Below are 14457 nucleotides of genomic sequence, written 5' to 3' on the forward strand. Positions count from 1 at the left end.
CGGAGAGTCACGCGGCGGGTGGAAGAAACTGGCGGCGCCGCAGCACGTCGTACGTGCGGGGCGGCAGGTCCTCCAGGTCGTCGGTGTCGTGGTGAGCCAGGATCGCCTTCACGTGCGCGTCGCCCTCGGCGCGGCGGTCCTGCGCATCGCACGCCCACACCAGGTCCAGCAGGGAGATGTCGCTGGCCCCCTCCGCCGCAGCCAGCGCTACCTTCGCCGCGGCCTCGGCGCGGTCCGGTTCCCCGGCGGCCAAATGGTGCGTGGCCACCGCGTGGGCCAGGTCGACGATCGTGGCCGTGTACTGGTGGTCGACCGGCCGCGCCGCCAACCATCCGTATCCGCCGGGCCGCTGCGCGCTGAACGGTGCCCCGCGGACCAGACCCAACGCCTGCCACCAGTCGGCCAACCGATCCGCCTGATCGTCGCGGGTGAAGCCCCGCAGCCGTAGCCGGCGGAACAGCTCGGCGTCGACCAACACATCCTGCAGCCGGTACAGCGCCCCAGTGGTGGCCGCGTTCCGCGGCAGGTACTCGGTGCCGGTCCTGGCGTTCACCCCGAACGCGCGGCGCAGCTCGTAAATGCTGTTCCGCAACTTGGTGCTGCCCGCGATGCCCGGGTCGTCAGGCCACAGATCGGTGCCGTACTGCTCGGGGCTGACCCCGGTGGGGTGCATCGCCAGGTACACGGCGATCTCCCCCTTCATCGCCGACAACGGCCGCGGGGAGGCCCCACCCGTGGCGTGGACGGTGATCGAGCCGAGCACCGCGATCCGGGGGCGGTTGCTGGCCGGGTCGGTCCACTGCCGAACGTCGTCGTCCAGGTCCCGGTCGGTGGCGGCCAACCGCTCGCGGACGTCGGCCTGCACCACCGGGGCCATCGCCTGCAGATCCTCCGACGTCGTCGCGGTCTGCTCCAGGTACACCTGCTGCGGCAACGGCAACGCCGAATCGGCACGCGCCCACCGCTGGTCGTCCGGCTCCGGCCGCGGGTGCGTCGAAGCGGGGGTGCCCGCCGGCAGCGGCGAGGCCGCGGCTGCCCGGTCGGTGTCGGCCGCGAGCGCCAACAGCTGCGCCAGTTGCCCGGCCTGCCCGGCCGGGATCTGCTGGGCGATCAGCTCCAACCCCAAGGCGGGGATCGACAGAACACCGTGCTCATCGACGCGCAGCACGAACCCATCAGCAGCGGCATCCGCGTCGGTGCAGTCGCCGGTGGTGACGACCAACGCGACGGTGGACCGATCCGGGCGGTCGGTGATCGCGCCGAGCAGGTCGGTCAGGGTCCCCCGGTCCGGCAGGGCGTCCGGGGCGATGAGCAGGACGTGCGGCGCCCAGGCGTCGCCGGCGATGCCCCTGCCGCGGCCCTGCAGGACGGGCAGGCCCGACTCGTCGACCACGGCGGCTACCGACCGCCGCTGCGCCGCCGCAGCCGCCAACGCGGCCGCCGGGTCCGCCGTGTACGTCAACCTGTCGGGGTGCATCCTTGCCATCTCGGCGCCGAACCCGACGAGGGTGACCTGCAGCAGCTCGGCCCAGGAGTTGTGCGCCAGCTCCGCAGCCAGGAACCGGGCCAGGTTTACTGCCCGCTCCGCATCGCCGGTGAGGGTCAGCGCCCCGACCCGTTCCAGGTCCAGCAGCCAGTGCTCCCCGCCGGCGGTGTACCCGACGGTGGCCAGCGCCGGGTACGGCGGCACCTCCCGATCCCGCCGCTCCGGGTCGTACCCGGTCGGTTGCCCCCGGTCCAGTGTCCAGCTGCCGTCCGGCTGCACCGACCACGCCCCAAAAACCGCCGAAGCCCCGGGATCGGCGAGCACCAACCGCAGCCGGGTGACGCTCGCGCATACCGCCAGAATGTCCGGCACCACCAGGTCGTCGCCGCCGGCGGCGACGGTGTGGCCCAGCCCGCGCAGCGCCTCGTCCAGCCACTGCGCGTCAGCGGCCCTGGCCCCGCCGACACTGCGCAACGCCCGCTCCACGGCCAACAAACCGGCCGGGGTCCCGGCCAGCAATTCACCGGGCCGGCGGTGCCGCAACTGCCGGCGACGGGCCCGGATCAGCGCCGCCAACAGCAGCGCGGCCAGCACACCACCACCACCGGCGAACACCGCGAAATCCGTCCCCACCAACGACGACCCCTGCGGTGCCGAGTCCGCGGCCACAGCGTCCGCCGCCGCGCCAGCACCGGAGTCAGCAGTCCCGGGTGCGGCTGCTGCCGGTGGCCGGGCGGAATCAGCGGTTCCGGGTGCGGGTGCTGCCGGTTGCCGCGCGGAGTCAGCGGTTCCGGGGGCCGGCGCTGCCGGTGGCCGGGCGGAGTCGGCAGTACCGGGTGAGGGCGCTGCCGGTGACCGGGCGGAGTCAGCGGTTCCTGGCACGGGTGCTGACGACGGGGCCGCGCCGCTGGGAATGGTCAGCGTCCAGCCCGGTTCGATGTCGTCCGGATCGGTGAGCTGCTGGCCGTCCGGTTGCCGCACACCGGTGTTGGCGGCCAGTACCGCGGCGGGATCAGCGCCGTGAGCTGCGGCAATGCCGGACAGGGTGTCACCGGGCCGGACCAAGACCCGGGTCCCGGCGGGTGAGTCATCCCCGGAGTCAGCGGCCCCGGGGCCGGAGTCAGCAGCGGCAGCGGGGATGGTGATCGTCCAACCGGGTTCGAGATAGTCCGGATCGGTGAACCGCTCACCGTCGGGTTCGGTGCGGCCGGCGTTGGCCTGCCAGACCGAGGTCCAATCAGCGGCTCCGTGGTCCTGAGCGATCTCTGACAGGGTGTCCCCCGGCCGCACGGTCACGTCCACGTCGTCCCCGGCGACCGCACCGGATCCCGTCTGGTCAGCAGTGGCGGCGGGGGCGGGAACCAGCACCGTCCATCCGGGCCGCAGGACGGTGCGATCGCCCCGCAGCACGGTGCCGTCGTCCTGGGTACGGCCCTGGTTGAGGTCCCACAGCTCGTGCCAGCGTGACCCGTCACCGAGGTGTGCCGCCGCAAGGTCCCACCAGGTCCGGGCACCGTCCGGGGTCACCGTCACCGGTTGGGTGGGGACCTGCGGCCTGGGGGCGGCCGCCGCCACGGTCGCTCCAGCGGCGGCGGGAGTGGACGCGGGGACCGTAGCGGGTGTCATGGCGATGGCCTGCGCGGCCGGGGCGACCGTGGAAACGGTCAGCGGCAGCAGCAACAGCGCCCCACTGACCAGTGCCCGGGCCAGTCCCTGCTGGGCGGTGAACACCCCGGGGATCCGCGCCGGCATCGGAGTGCGGCGCACCGCGGAGAACAGTTCGACCACGAAGGCCACGGTGAACTGCGCCCACGCCAACCACACCACAGCGGCGAGCGCGGCCAGCAGAACCTGGTTGTTGACATCACCGGCGAGCAGATCGGGGAGCCGATCGGCCGGGTTGCCGATCGTGCTGGCCAGCAGAGCGGGCACCCCGGCCACCAGTAGCACGGACGCGGCGATGGATGCCAGAACGCGCAACAGCCGCGTCATCACCGTGCTCCTCGGCGATGGGCACGAGGATGGGCATGACGGGGGATGGGCATGGTCAGGACGCTCCCGTGGTCGTTCCGTGCAAAGGAATGGCGGTGGCGGTGGCGGACCCGCCGACCTGGTCGACGCCGACCATGGACAGGATCGCGGTCGGTTCGCTGGCCCGGGCGGACACGGTGACCTGGGAACCGGCGACGCTGACCTCACCGGAAATCCCGGCGGCGGTCAGCACCGCCTGCGCCGCGTCCCGGGCGGCGGCCGGGTTCGCCGACAACCCGGCCGGGGTCGGGCTGCGCAGCGAGGTTTCGTCCAGGGCGTCGGCGCCGGCCCGGGCGGCCTGCTGCGCGACGTCCGCTGCCCGGCCGTGTGCGGTCAAAGCGGCCCCGCCGTCGAGCACCAGGCCGGCCAACGCGAACAGGGCCACCGCACTGACCACCAGGTAACCGGCGATCGACCCGCGGTCCCCGCCCGGGCGAAGCTCCCGCCACCGGTGCCGCACCGCGGCGATCGCCCGGTCGCCCAGCCCGATCAGCTGCCCGGTCACGAGTTGCTTCCCGAGGTGGATTCGCCGAACTGCCGGTAGGTCTCCAACGGTGCGGCACCGGTGGCGGTCATCGTCGCCGACCCCGGCACCCCGGCCAGGGCCAGCCCGGACAGGTCCGCGGTGCAGGTCAGCGTCACGCTCACGATGCCGCCGGCCCGGAACGAGCCGGTGTTCACCGCGGCGCTCATCGACGCGCAGGACACCCCGGCATCACCCAAGGACGCCGACGCCGCCTGCAGCGCGCGGTCCTGCGCCTGCCCGGCCGTGGACGCCAGGGACGCGGCGCGAGCGGCGGCCGCGGCGGCCTGCTCGACCAGTTGCTTGCCGTGCGCGTAACGGCCCAACGCGACCACCAGCAGCAGGATCACCAGCACCACCGGTGCCACTATCACCAGCTCCGTCGTCATCGACCCGCGGTCGCTGTTTCCCTTGACCCTGCGCCGCAGCCCCGCCCACCAGCCGGTGACCGGCCGCGCAGGGGTCGGCGGGGTCATCCGGCACCACCGGTGAAGGCCTCTACCGGCGCGGCGGCCGACTCGTCAACGGTGAAAGACCCGAACGGGATGACCGTCAGCACGTCCGCGGTGACGGTGACGGTGACGGTGGTGGCGTCCCTGTTGACCTGCACACTGCGGCCGGGCAGCAGGTTCGGCGCGACCTGCTGCAGGTAGGCGTCCCCGTCGGCCTGGCCGACCGCGGCGGTGGACTGATACGCCGCGGCGGAGCGGGCCGCGGACTGGGCGGCGGACTGCGCGACGTGCCGGCCGTGCCAGAGCAGCACGAACTGCAACACCACCATCGTCAGCACCACCACGACGGGCACGATGATCACCGCTTCGGTGGTGACCGATCCGCGGTCCGGGTCCCTGCCGTCACCGACACCGAGGACCCTTCGCCATCGGCGTCGGATCCCCGCAAGTCCTGCCTGCAATTTCAATCCCGCCGCTACTGCAGGCTGATGCTGTTGGCCTTGTCGGTGATCTTGGCGACGATGATGCCGCCGATCACCAGGGCGGCCACCACGATCACCGCCACCCAGATCACCGTCTCGGCGGTGTTGCTGCCCCGGTCGGAGTCTTGCTGGCGCAGCTCGACGACCCGGGTCATCACCCAGGCGCGGACCAGGTCCAGTTCCAGCTTCAACATGTGCGGTTCCTTTCGATAAGCGGACGTGCATGGCGTGGCACTGCGGTTCGTCGGATCGGGGTCTGGCCGGTGCGGGTCGGTGTGGTCAGAAGGACAGGACGGCGACGACGGCGGGGTATCCGAGGAAGGCGATGAATCCCAGGCCGATGAGGATCTGCGCGATCCGCATGCTCTGATCGGCCTTGCCGGCTTTGCCTTCCAGGTTGGCCAGCTCGTGCCGGCGCATGGTCTGCGCGCGGGCGGTCAGGGTGGACCGGACCCGGGCGCCGTCGTGGGCGACCAGGGCGATCAGCTGGCCCAGGTCCCGCAGCTCCCCGACACCGATCCGTTGCCCGAGGTCGGCCAGCGCCGTCCACGGGTTCCGCCCGCCGCGGGTGGCCCGGTACAAGGTGTCCCGGATCAGGGCCAGCGGCCAGCCGGCGCCGATCCGCGCCGCCGACGGCAGCGCCTCCGCCGGGGCGGCCGACCCGGCCATCTCCAACGCCACCAGATCCAGGTAGGCACCCAGGGCGCGGCGGAACTCCTCCCGCCGCCGGGCGGCGTCGGCCCGAGCGTCCAGATCGGGCAGGAAGAAGAACACCACCGCCAGCACCACACCGAGCACCACCGGGGCACCGGCAGGCAGCGCGACCCCGGCGACACCCAACCCGACGCTGGCGAAGAGGCCCAGCAGCAGACCGGCGCCGGCCAGGGTGATCTTGCGGCCCAGGGCGTCCTCGAACGTCCGGCCGGTCAACGCCAGGTCCTGGCGCAGGCTGGTGTAGGAGATGCCGCGGCGGGTCAGCTGCCGGAACAGCCACCGCCCGGACCGGACCTGCACCCGCCCCAGCAGCCCACCACCCACCGGACCGGTAGTGGCCGGCCCGTGCGCCTGGGTGGGGGCGGCGCCGTGCCGGGCGTCGAACAACGCCAGCTGCACCAGCGGCGCGGTGGCCGGCGGCGCCAACCGCAGCAGCAACGCGAACAGCGCCCCACCGAGCGCGGCGCCCACTAGCACCGCGGTGATCACCGGGACACCTGCCGGGGCAAAGGGTTTCCGGCCAGGGCGGGTTGCTCGACCAGGGTGGTCAGCAACCGGTTTTGGATCGGGTCCGGCTGTGACCCGGGGCGGGTCAGGAACGGCGGCACCGGCGGCTGCACCGACAGGTTGCGCATCCAGGCGAACGCGGCCGCAAAGATGCCGACCACCACGGCCAGGGCGACCTGACCGGTGACCGTGCTGTAGGGGGCTATGTAGGTGCGGCTGAACACCACCAGGAACACCGCGATGCCCAACGTCACCGCCACCACCAGTTGCATGCCGCGGCGCAGCTGCGCCCGCCCGGCGGAGATCTTCCGCCGCATCTCCAGTTCCTCCCGGGCCGAGGCGGCCAACCCGGTCAGTACCTCACCGAGGCGGTCGCCGCGACGGCGGACGTTCAGGATCAGCGCCGCGATCACCAGGTCGGCGCTCGGGTCGTTCAGCTCGGCCGCCAGGTTCAGCAGCGCCCGGTCCATCGGCACCCGCGCCCGGATCTGCCCGATCAGCCGGATCAGCGCCGGCCGGATCAGCTCGGGGGGGTTTACCGCGGCCGCCGGGATGGCGTGTTCCAGGCTGGCGTGCGCGGCGATGGTGTCCCGCAGCGATTCGGTCCACACCACCAACGCCTCCAACGAGGCGATCTGCCGGGCCTCGGCTGCGCCGCCGCCGAACAGTTTCGGCCACAGCAGCACCAGCGCGGCCAGGCCCGCGGCCGCCACCGGCCACCCGGTCAACGCCAGCACCCCCACCGCGACCGCCGCGGCGGCCAGGCACCGCATCGCCAGCGCCGGCGAGCGCAACGCAGCCACCGCGCGGGACACCCGCGACGGCGGCCGGGTCGGATCCACCGTCGTCCCGCGCACCCCCACCACGATCAGCAGCAGCCCGGCGCCGATCCCGATACCGAGCAGCACCACCAACGCCGCCGTACCGGTCACGACGCCGGCCCCCGGGGGTGAGAGTCCGCGCGGTAGTCGTAGGCGGCGGCGTTGTCGTCGTACCCGGCGTCGGCGAGGTCTTGGCGTCGCAGCTCACTGATCTGCACGTCCTCGACGCGGACCGCCCGGCCGTCGATCGGGGACGGGGCGAAGATCCGCGCGGAGGCGACCCGGCCGTCCGGGGCGCCGCTGACCTCTACCACCTCGGTGACGGTGCGGCGGCCGCCGAGGTACCGGTTCTTGCCGATGAACACCACGAAGTCCACGGCGCCGGCGATCAGCGCGTGCGCGACCCGGTTCTCGATGTGTTCGTACTGTTCGGCATACTGGGCGAGCTTGGCGAAGGCGTCGGCCGCGCTTCGGGCGTGGATGGTCGACAGGGACCCGTTGTTCCCCTGGCTCATGGCGCTCAACATTTCGACAACCTCCGGCCCCATCACTTCGCCAAGCGAAACACGGGACGGGTTGTGACGGCGGGTGCGGCGTACCAGCTGCTGAATGGTGATGCCGCCGTGCCCCTCGGCGTCAGGCAGCACTTCCTCCCACTCGAGGACGTCGTCGTGCAGGCCCTGCCGGCGCAATCCCAGCTCGAGTGAGCGTTCCACCGTGATCAGCCGCTCATCGCGGGGGATGCAGTTGATGCAGGCACGCAGCAGGGTGGTCTTCCCGGCGTCGGTGGCGCCGGCGATGACCAGGTTCATCCGGGCCCGCACCGCCGCGTGCAGGAACGTAGCGAGCCGGTCGTCGATGGTGCCCAACTCCACCAGCAGGGACAGGAACATCTGGGAGTACCGGTTCCGGCGGATCGACACCGCCGGCCGCTCCCCCGCACCCAACACCGCCGACAGCCGGGACCCGTCCGGTAGCCGCAGGTCCAGCTCCGGGTTGGCCCTGGTGAACGGGCGGGCGTTGATCGACGCGTACGCGGCCAGGTTCTGCACGATCTGGATCAGGTCGTCGTCGGTGGCCGCGATCGGCGCCCCACGCACCTTTCCCCGGTCGGCGTAGGTGATCCACACCTCGTCGCACCCGTTGATGTCGATGTTCTCGACCTGCTCGTCGTCCAGCAGCTCCTGCAGCTCGCCGGCGGCGTAGATGGCCGCGTCCACGGCCATGATCAACCGCAGGTCGTAATCGGTGTCCACGGGCAGCTCTCCGCCGGCGTTGACGATCTCCGCGTGATGCGCCTGCACCGCGGCGCTGATCAAACTGAACGCGAGCTGCCTCTCGTCGGGTTCGGCCAGCTCCGGCAGACCGCGGCGTTCCCGGTCCTGCTTGGCCCGGGTCATGGCGTCGGCGACCCGCTCCCGCAGCGCCTTCACCAGCTCGTACTCCACCTGCGTCTGGGTCAATGGCTTGCTCACGCCACCACCTCCCGCGCCGCGTTCACGGCCGCCGATTCCTCGTGCGGCGCCGGCGCGGCACTTCCGCCGGGACCGGCGGCGGCCAGCGACGGCCACGTGGTCAGGACCGCCTCGGCGACCGACCGCGCCGAACGCACCAGGTCGCTGCCCGCCAACCGCCGGGTCACCACCCCCGCCCACAACGCCTGCGCCGCCGCCGGGTCCTGCGCGAAGCAACCCAGCACCGGAACCGGCGACCCGATCGAGGCCAGCACCTGCTCCACCTGCTCCACCGCGGCCCGGCGGGCCTTCACCGGGGCGGTCACCACCACACCGACCCGGACCCGGTCACCGTCCCCCGGGCCCAGCACCCCGGTCAGCTCCACCACCTTGTCCCGGACGTGGAACAAACCCTCCAGATCGGCGCGGGTCAGCAGCAGCACCGCCGTCGAGGCCTGCGCCAACGGCACCGCCGAGCCACCGGGCTGCAACCTGCCCAAGTCGGCCAGCACCATCCCCGGCCAGTCCCCCAACGCCCCGGCCAGGCCAGGCCACAGCGACCGCAACGCCCGGAACCGTTCCGCCGACAACACTCCCGGCACCACCGGGACACCCAGCGAGGTGTCCTGCGTGAACGGCAACGGTCCCGCGGCCGACAGGCCCAGCCGGGCGGCCGTGGCCAAACCGGCGATCGACGGGTCCGGCGCAAGATGAGCCTCCGGCGTGTCCGACACCGCGGGGTGCAGCCGGAACGACAGGTCACTGCCGGCCGTGTCCGCCTCCAGCACAGCCCGCTCCCCAGGCCACACCATGCCCAACGCGGTCGCCAGGGTGCTCACCCCGGGGGCGCCCTTGTCCGAGCACACCGAGACGATCACAGCGCCGGGACCTTCACCAGCGCCGCCGAACCCGACGCGCCGGCCACCGCCACCGCCGGACCGTCCGCGGCCGGCACCAGCAACGTCAACAACGTGCCGCCGGCCTGCACCGGGTCCGGGCGGGCGGCGAACACCACCGCCGCCCCCGCCAGCACCACCGGCTTGCCCGCGTCCCCGCCGGTCTTCTGCGCTCCGGGCAATGCCAGCACCTGCACCCGATCACCCGGAATGAGTCCATCGGCGGGCAACTGGCCACCCTTCACCGCGACCCCGACCTGCACCTGACCGGCCGGGATCGGATCCGCGTCGGTGACCATCGACCGCTGCAACAACGTGTCCGGCAGCAACGCCACCGCGGCCCGCTGACCCACCACCGACTGCAGGTTCTCCCCGGCGATGGCGGTGATGTCCCCCGCCACATCCACCGTCGACAGATCACTCCGCTCGATCACCTCGCCGACCGCGACCGGCTGCGCCACCACCACCGCGGGCACCTTCTCCCCCGCCGTGGAATACAGGTACCCGAAGCCGCCGCCCAGGCCCAGCACCAGCAGCGCACCCAGCGCCGCGTAACCAGGGCGGCGCTGCCGGGTCGGCAACGGCGAACGCGCCACCGGCGTCGCTGATGCCCCGCTGCGGGCCGCACCGGCCGGCGCGGCCGGTCGGGCCGAGCCGTTCACCCCGTTCACCGACGTTGTCACCGAATCACCACCTGAATCTGCTCCACGAGGAACGAAGAATCCGACGACGTCGTCGAAGCCGGGAACGTCCCCGACGCGCCCGTGCTGCTGGTCCAGGACACCGACCACTGCACCGATGTCGTGGCCGTCAACGGCCCGTCCGGGGTCACCGACCGGTACGTGTACCCACACGCACCATCCGACGGCGCATCATTGCCATCCGCCTCCACCCAAGGACGGCCAGGGCCGTCACAGTTCACCGGCGGATTCCCATCACCCGGGTCGAACGTCAAACCCGTCGGCGTCGCCGTCACCGTCGCCGAAACCCCCCGCAGCTCAACCGTTCTCGCCAGCGGTTGCCAGTCGGTCACCCAGTAGTAGGTACTGAGCCCCACCCATGTGTAAGGCAGCCCCCCGTACGCCGGATCCGAGTTGTCCTCCGGTGGCGACCGGTGCACCACCGGCTCCGGCAACGACAACTCCGCATAGGCCTGCCGCGCCAACACCGCCGGATCCGGCGGCGGTGGTGGAGCTGGGGCCGCAGCAGGCGCCCCCGGACCCGCGGCGGGCGCCGGGGGGGTCGGCACGAACACGAACTGACCGGGCCCGTTGCACGGATTCACCAGCAACGCCCCGGCCGCAGGGTCGTTCCCGGCCCACCGCGGGTCGCCCGCCGGGACCGTCGCCGGCCGGAACCCGCACTCCCCTACACCCGCCGCGGCCGCGCCACCCCCGGCAGCATCCAACGAAATCATTGAACCGTCGGCGTCCCCATCCGATGCACCGCCCGAGCTGGCGTCGGGTTCCGCGGCGTTCTTGTCCTGCGCCGACGCGGCGGCCGCGCGAGCCTGCTGCACCTGACCAGGCTCCAGTGCCTCACTGCCGGCCGCCTCGTCCAGCGACAACGTCAACGAGTAGGTCGAGTCCCCTAAGAGGCTTCCGTCGCCGGCCACGATCTGGACGGGCGGCGGGTCGTCCTGCGGACCTGCCGTCACCGGCAGTGCGGTCAGCACGATCATCGAAAGGACCAGTCCCAGAACCGTTGTCAGGCGACCTAGCACGGCTCTTCTTTCAGGTAGAACACCTGCTCGACCCGCCACACCCCGTCCTCGCCCTTGACCAGCCGCCCCTGGTAGTGGTCGCGGGCGACGCCGACGGTGACCTTGTCGCCCGTCGCGGTCTTCCGCGACCCGCTGTGGCTTCGGTCCTGGCAGTCATCGATCACAGCGAAGGTCCGTCCGCCGACGGGCTGCGGCCAAGAGATGCGGTGCCCGAGCTCGCCGTAGGTTTCTAGGCCCTGGCTGTCGAATTTCGCGGCGTCCTTGAGCATGTTCGCCCGCGCCGGGTCGACGGCAATCGTCGTCACCAGTGCCTCCCGCTCCGCCTTCGGGGTTCGGGCGATCTCCATGTACACGTCCCACGACTCGATCCACTGCGACTCGATCGCGGCGCGGTCCGCCGCTTCCACGTCCGCCACCCCACCACTCGCCGAAGCCACATTGCTCGGGCTGGCAACGGCGGAGCCGGGCGGCACCGCACTGACCGGCGCCGACGACGACGCAGCTAGCGGCGCCGACGTGGTCGTGGCAGGTGGGTCCAGCGTCTCGGCGTTGACGCCGGACCCGGAGCAGCCGGCAAGCAGCACGCACGCGCCGGCCAGCGCACCGATCAAGGCGGCAGGTATTCGCCGTCGCATGGCTGCTCCCCGTGGAGTAGTCGAGACGCTGAGTAGTTGCCGTCGTCTCGAACGAGGACGATGGCCCATTCGAGTCCTACCCGTCAACTCGAACGCCGACTACGCGCTCAAGTTCAGGCAAGTGAGCAGGGCACGACACATTCCGCCCCGGTTCTGCGTTGACGGCTGAGCCTCAGAGATCGCCGCGGCCCGGGGACGGGGGTGAAAGTCCCAAAAAAACCGCCGTGCGGTGTCCACATTTGGCCCGGTTTTGAACCTGTAAGAGGTGACAGCTCCTAAGACCCAAGGATCCAATCCATGTCACTGCGACTGCACGCGCCCACCATCGGCGGGCTCTCCGCCTGCTTTGGGAACGATCGGATTCACCCGCCGGCCGGTGGCCCGGCAGAACTCGACGACCGCGTCGTAGGACCAGATCCTGCCCACGCTCAGTTCGCCGAGCGGAACCGGGAAGTCAGGCTTTCGGGAGATCTGCATCGCCCGGTTCTTGGTGACCCCCAACATCTGAGTCAGCTCCGCCAACGCGACGACCTCCGGCGGCGAACCCATGCCCGAACCCTAAGCACTGGTGTGCTAGACCACTGGTATGACGTACCAGTAGCATGCTGCTGATGGGTGACGGTCGAGCATTGAACGAGGTGTCGACAGACCGCAGTTCGGCACGACCCCCGCGCAGGTCGACCGCTGGCGCGCGGGACACCCTTCGCCGCAATTGCCGCCATCGAGGTGCGCCGCACAGCCATGGCACCCGCGCGGCGTACGTGTCCGACAGGTGCGGGTGCACCCGCTGCCGTGCCGCCAACCGCGCCGCCGAGATCCAACGGATCGCGGCGATCAGCGCCGGCCGGTGGAACCCCTACACCGAGGCCGCGCCCGTACAAGCGCATCTCGCGGCCCTACGCCAACAGGGCGTCGGGATCGAGCGGATCGCCAAACTGTCCGGTGTCCCGGTCGGCACCATCCGGCGCCTGCTGGGCATTCGGCGCAGGACACCGCCACGCCCCCGCCAGGTCCGCACCGCGACCGCGCAGCAGCTTCTCTCCGTGCCTGTCACCCCGAGCAGTGGTTCTCCCCGGCGACTGGTACCCGCCCGGCGCGCCCACCAGCAGATCGATGACCTCGCCGCCGCGGGGCACCAGCTGAGTGACGTCGCCCGCCAGCTCGGAACGACCATGATCAGCCTGCGCCGCAGCCTGTCTCGCCAGGTCATCACCGCGCGCACCGAAGCATCCATCGCGGCGCTGCACGCTTCCTTGCTGGCCAGCAAAATGAGGCATGCACTTGGAACCGTGACCGGCACAAGTCTGTCGATCGCACGGCGCCGGAACCTGTGGCTCGGTGAGATCCTCGGTCCCCCCGCCCGGCCGCGACTGGGGCAACGTCGTTCTCGCCGCAGCGGCAGCATCTCCCGGGGCAGGCGCGGCGCTGGGCGGCGCGGGCTGTTCTTCCCCAGCAGCGCACCGCGGCCGGCCAGGTGTCGCCGGACTCGTAGGCGTGCGAGCCGATCGCCGCCGAATCCGTTGCAGGAGCAACCGGGCCGCGAGAGAACAACTCACCGTTCCTCCCGCCCCGACATCACACCGGCGTCGGCGGCGGGACGCACCGCACTTCGGCGGCACGCCTGGTCATCGCCGGCGCAGTTCTGTCCGGATCAGCAGCCATCACTCGGAAGCGAATGGATTCATATGGGCGCGCCTTCACCACTGGGAATGCATTCACAGCGATCATCGGGTCATGTCCGCAATCAGGGGTCGTCGCCGGCGGTCGCACGTCGGCAAGCCGGAACCGGTGATCATGCAGGCCCGCGTCGCCCCCGAGCGGCGCGCCAAGGCCAACCGTGCAGCCGACGCTGCCGGCATTTCCCTTGCGGAGTACCTGGAGCGGTTGATCGACCGCGACGAGGTCGACGCGGACGGGTGCCCCGTGTGGTTGCCCCCGCACAACGACGATCAGGAGGAATTGCCACTCAAGACCGCCTGACGGCGAGCACCACCAACTCCATACGAAACGACAAAAGCCGCCCCGTTGGCGCGGGACGGCTTCTCGTCGGAGGCCGGTCAGTTGGCGCTGATCCGGCCGATCACCGAAAGGTTCTGCAATGAGCGGCAGAGCTGATGCTAGCGCATATCTGGTCGCGGGCCATTACTCCTGCGGCCCGCGTGTCGCGGCTCGCACCTTGCACCGACGCGGTTCCTGCGTCCATACCGGGGCGCCTGTCCGGCGCGCACGGTATGCGGCTGCGGAGCCGGCTTCACCGGCCCGCATTGTGTTGTCGGCGTGGCGGCGTGCGGGGTCCCACCGTCGGCCAGGGACCACTGGTAGCCATATCGCTATGACCGTCTCGCGTGCGGCACGTGGATCCTCCACCCATTGCATGGCGATCAGCGCCGTCGTGCACCCGGACATCGCCCGCGCAGCGCGGCAAGCCGTCATTGATCGCGGCATCACCCTGCGCGAGCTGTTCGAAGCAGCGCTGCTGCGAGAAATCGCCTGCCCCAGCGTGTTCCACGACCCGGCCAACACCCGCCGGCGGGCACCCCGCGGCAGCCTCGGCAACCACGTCATGATCGGCGCGGTCATCGACCCCGACGTCGTACACCGGACCCGCCAAGCGTTCGCCGAACGCAACGTCACCCAACGCGCGCTCATCGAAGGCGCCCTGGCTCGGGAAGTCACCAACCCGACCGTCCTCGACGGCCGGAAGGAGCCGCACCTGACCAACCCGTAACCCGC

Annotated in this window: 16 protein-coding genes; 2 read left to right on the forward strand and 14 right to left on the reverse strand. The window is 71.5% G+C overall.

The features are described from left to right. Positions 1-7: 7 nt before the first annotated feature. The 14 genes from ACVBEQ_RS27555 to ACVBEQ_RS27620 form a co-directional block, all read right to left on the reverse strand. Complete coding sequence (locus ACVBEQ_RS27555) at positions 8-3478, reverse strand: LysM peptidoglycan-binding domain-containing protein (RefSeq protein WP_447156626.1); 3471 nt, start codon at positions 3476-3478, stop codon at positions 8-10. 55 nt (positions 3479-3533) lie between these two features. After that, positions 3534-4022, reverse strand: coding sequence for a pilus assembly protein TadG-related protein (locus tag ACVBEQ_RS27560; protein ID WP_447156627.1), 489 nt, complete (start codon positions 4020-4022; stop codon positions 3534-3536). After that, a complete protein-coding gene (locus ACVBEQ_RS27565; RefSeq protein ID WP_447156628.1) occupies positions 4019-4516 on the reverse strand; it encodes a TadE/TadG family type IV pilus assembly protein in 498 nt (165 codons plus the stop codon). The genes ACVBEQ_RS27560 and ACVBEQ_RS27565 overlap by 4 nt, the downstream gene beginning before the upstream one ends. After that, entirely contained in the window at positions 4513-4953 is a 441-nt protein-coding gene (locus ACVBEQ_RS27570) for a TadE/TadG family type IV pilus assembly protein (RefSeq protein WP_447156629.1), read from the reverse strand. Before ACVBEQ_RS27570 ends, ACVBEQ_RS27565 begins: the two co-directional genes overlap by 4 nt. A 14-nt stretch (positions 4954-4967) precedes the next feature. Then, positions 4968-5168, reverse strand: a complete 201-nt coding sequence (locus ACVBEQ_RS27575; RefSeq protein WP_447156630.1) for a hypothetical protein — start codon at positions 5166-5168, stop codon at positions 4968-4970. Positions 5169-5253: 85 nt separating this feature from the next. Continuing rightward, positions 5254-6177 carry a type II secretion system protein gene (locus ACVBEQ_RS27580; protein WP_447156631.1) on the reverse strand — a complete coding sequence of 308 codons (924 nt, stop codon included), beginning with the start codon at positions 6175-6177 and terminating at the stop codon, positions 5254-5256. Next, a complete protein-coding gene (locus ACVBEQ_RS27585; RefSeq protein ID WP_447156632.1) occupies positions 6174-7127 on the reverse strand; it encodes a type II secretion system F family protein in 954 nt (317 codons plus the stop codon). Before ACVBEQ_RS27585 ends, ACVBEQ_RS27580 begins: the two co-directional genes overlap by 4 nt. Beyond that, positions 7124-8491, reverse strand: a complete 1368-nt coding sequence (locus ACVBEQ_RS27590; RefSeq protein ID WP_447156633.1) for a CpaF family protein — start codon at positions 8489-8491, stop codon at positions 7124-7126. Before ACVBEQ_RS27590 ends, ACVBEQ_RS27585 begins: the two co-directional genes overlap by 4 nt. Next, positions 8488-9348: a hypothetical protein gene (locus tag ACVBEQ_RS27595; protein WP_447156634.1), complete on the reverse strand. Its 861-nt coding sequence runs from the start codon at positions 9346-9348 to the stop codon at positions 8488-8490. The genes ACVBEQ_RS27590 and ACVBEQ_RS27595 overlap by 4 nt, the downstream gene beginning before the upstream one ends. Further along, complete coding sequence (locus ACVBEQ_RS27600) at positions 9345-10049, reverse strand: SAF domain-containing protein (RefSeq protein WP_447156635.1); 705 nt, start codon at positions 10047-10049, stop codon at positions 9345-9347. Before ACVBEQ_RS27600 ends, ACVBEQ_RS27595 begins: the two co-directional genes overlap by 4 nt. After that, positions 10046-11089, reverse strand: coding sequence for a hypothetical protein (locus ACVBEQ_RS27605; protein WP_447156636.1), 1044 nt, complete (start codon positions 11087-11089; stop codon positions 10046-10048). Before ACVBEQ_RS27605 ends, ACVBEQ_RS27600 begins: the two co-directional genes overlap by 4 nt. Further along, complete coding sequence (locus ACVBEQ_RS27610; RefSeq protein ID WP_447156637.1) at positions 11083-11724, reverse strand: hypothetical protein; 642 nt, start codon at positions 11722-11724, stop codon at positions 11083-11085. Before ACVBEQ_RS27610 ends, ACVBEQ_RS27605 begins: the two co-directional genes overlap by 7 nt. Before the next feature lie 300 nt (positions 11725-12024). Then, the gene (locus ACVBEQ_RS27615) at positions 12025-12273 is read right to left on the reverse strand and encodes a hypothetical protein (protein ID WP_447156638.1); all 249 of its coding nucleotides are present in this window, start codon (positions 12271-12273) and stop codon (positions 12025-12027) included. 347 nt (positions 12274-12620) lie between these two features. Beyond that, complete coding sequence (locus ACVBEQ_RS27620; protein ID WP_447156639.1) at positions 12621-13001, reverse strand: hypothetical protein; 381 nt, start codon at positions 12999-13001, stop codon at positions 12621-12623. 457 nt (positions 13002-13458) lie between these two features. On the opposite strand from ACVBEQ_RS27620, the gene ACVBEQ_RS27625 reads away from it, so the two are divergent. Both ACVBEQ_RS27625 and ACVBEQ_RS27630 read left to right on the forward strand, forming a co-directional pair. Then, the gene (locus ACVBEQ_RS27625) at positions 13459-13704 is read left to right on the forward strand and encodes a hypothetical protein (RefSeq protein ID WP_447156640.1); all 246 of its coding nucleotides are present in this window, start codon (positions 13459-13461) and stop codon (positions 13702-13704) included. Positions 13705-14098: 394 nt separating this feature from the next. Beyond that, positions 14099-14452 (forward strand): hypothetical protein, encoded by a 354-nt coding sequence (locus tag ACVBEQ_RS27630; RefSeq protein WP_447156641.1) that lies wholly within the window; start codon positions 14099-14101, stop codon positions 14450-14452. Positions 14453-14457: the final 5 nt, after the last annotated feature.

Source organism: Nakamurella sp. GG22, from assembly GCF_052976845.2.

Bases quoted from the DNA above. Each gene is read 5' to 3' on its own strand.
- ACVBEQ_RS27620 (WP_447156639.1), bottom strand. From the start codon at position 13,001: ATGCCTCATTTTGCTGGCCAGCAAGGAAGCGTGCAGCGCCGCGATGGA.
- ACVBEQ_RS27630 (WP_447156641.1), top strand. From the start codon at position 14,099: ATGGCGATCAGCGCCGTCGTGCACCCGGACATCGCCCGCGCAGCGCGG.
- ACVBEQ_RS27610 (WP_447156637.1), bottom strand. From the start codon at position 11,724: ATGCGACGGCGAATACCTGCCGCCTTGATCGGTGCGCTGGCCGGCGCG.
- ACVBEQ_RS27575 (WP_447156630.1), bottom strand. From the start codon at position 5,168: ATGTTGAAGCTGGAACTGGACCTGGTCCGCGCCTGGGTGATGACCCGG.
- ACVBEQ_RS27625 (WP_447156640.1), top strand. From the start codon at position 13,459: ATGTCCGCAATCAGGGGTCGTCGCCGGCGGTCGCACGTCGGCAAGCCG.
- ACVBEQ_RS27615 (WP_447156638.1), bottom strand. From the start codon at position 12,273: ATGGGTTCGCCGCCGGAGGTCGTCGCGTTGGCGGAGCTGACTCAGATG.
- ACVBEQ_RS27555 (WP_447156626.1), bottom strand. From the start codon at position 3,478: ATGACGCGGCTGTTGCGCGTTCTGGCATCCATCGCCGCGTCCGTGCTA.
- ACVBEQ_RS27565 (WP_447156628.1), bottom strand. From the start codon at position 4,516: ATGACCCCGCCGACCCCTGCGCGGCCGGTCACCGGCTGGTGGGCGGGG.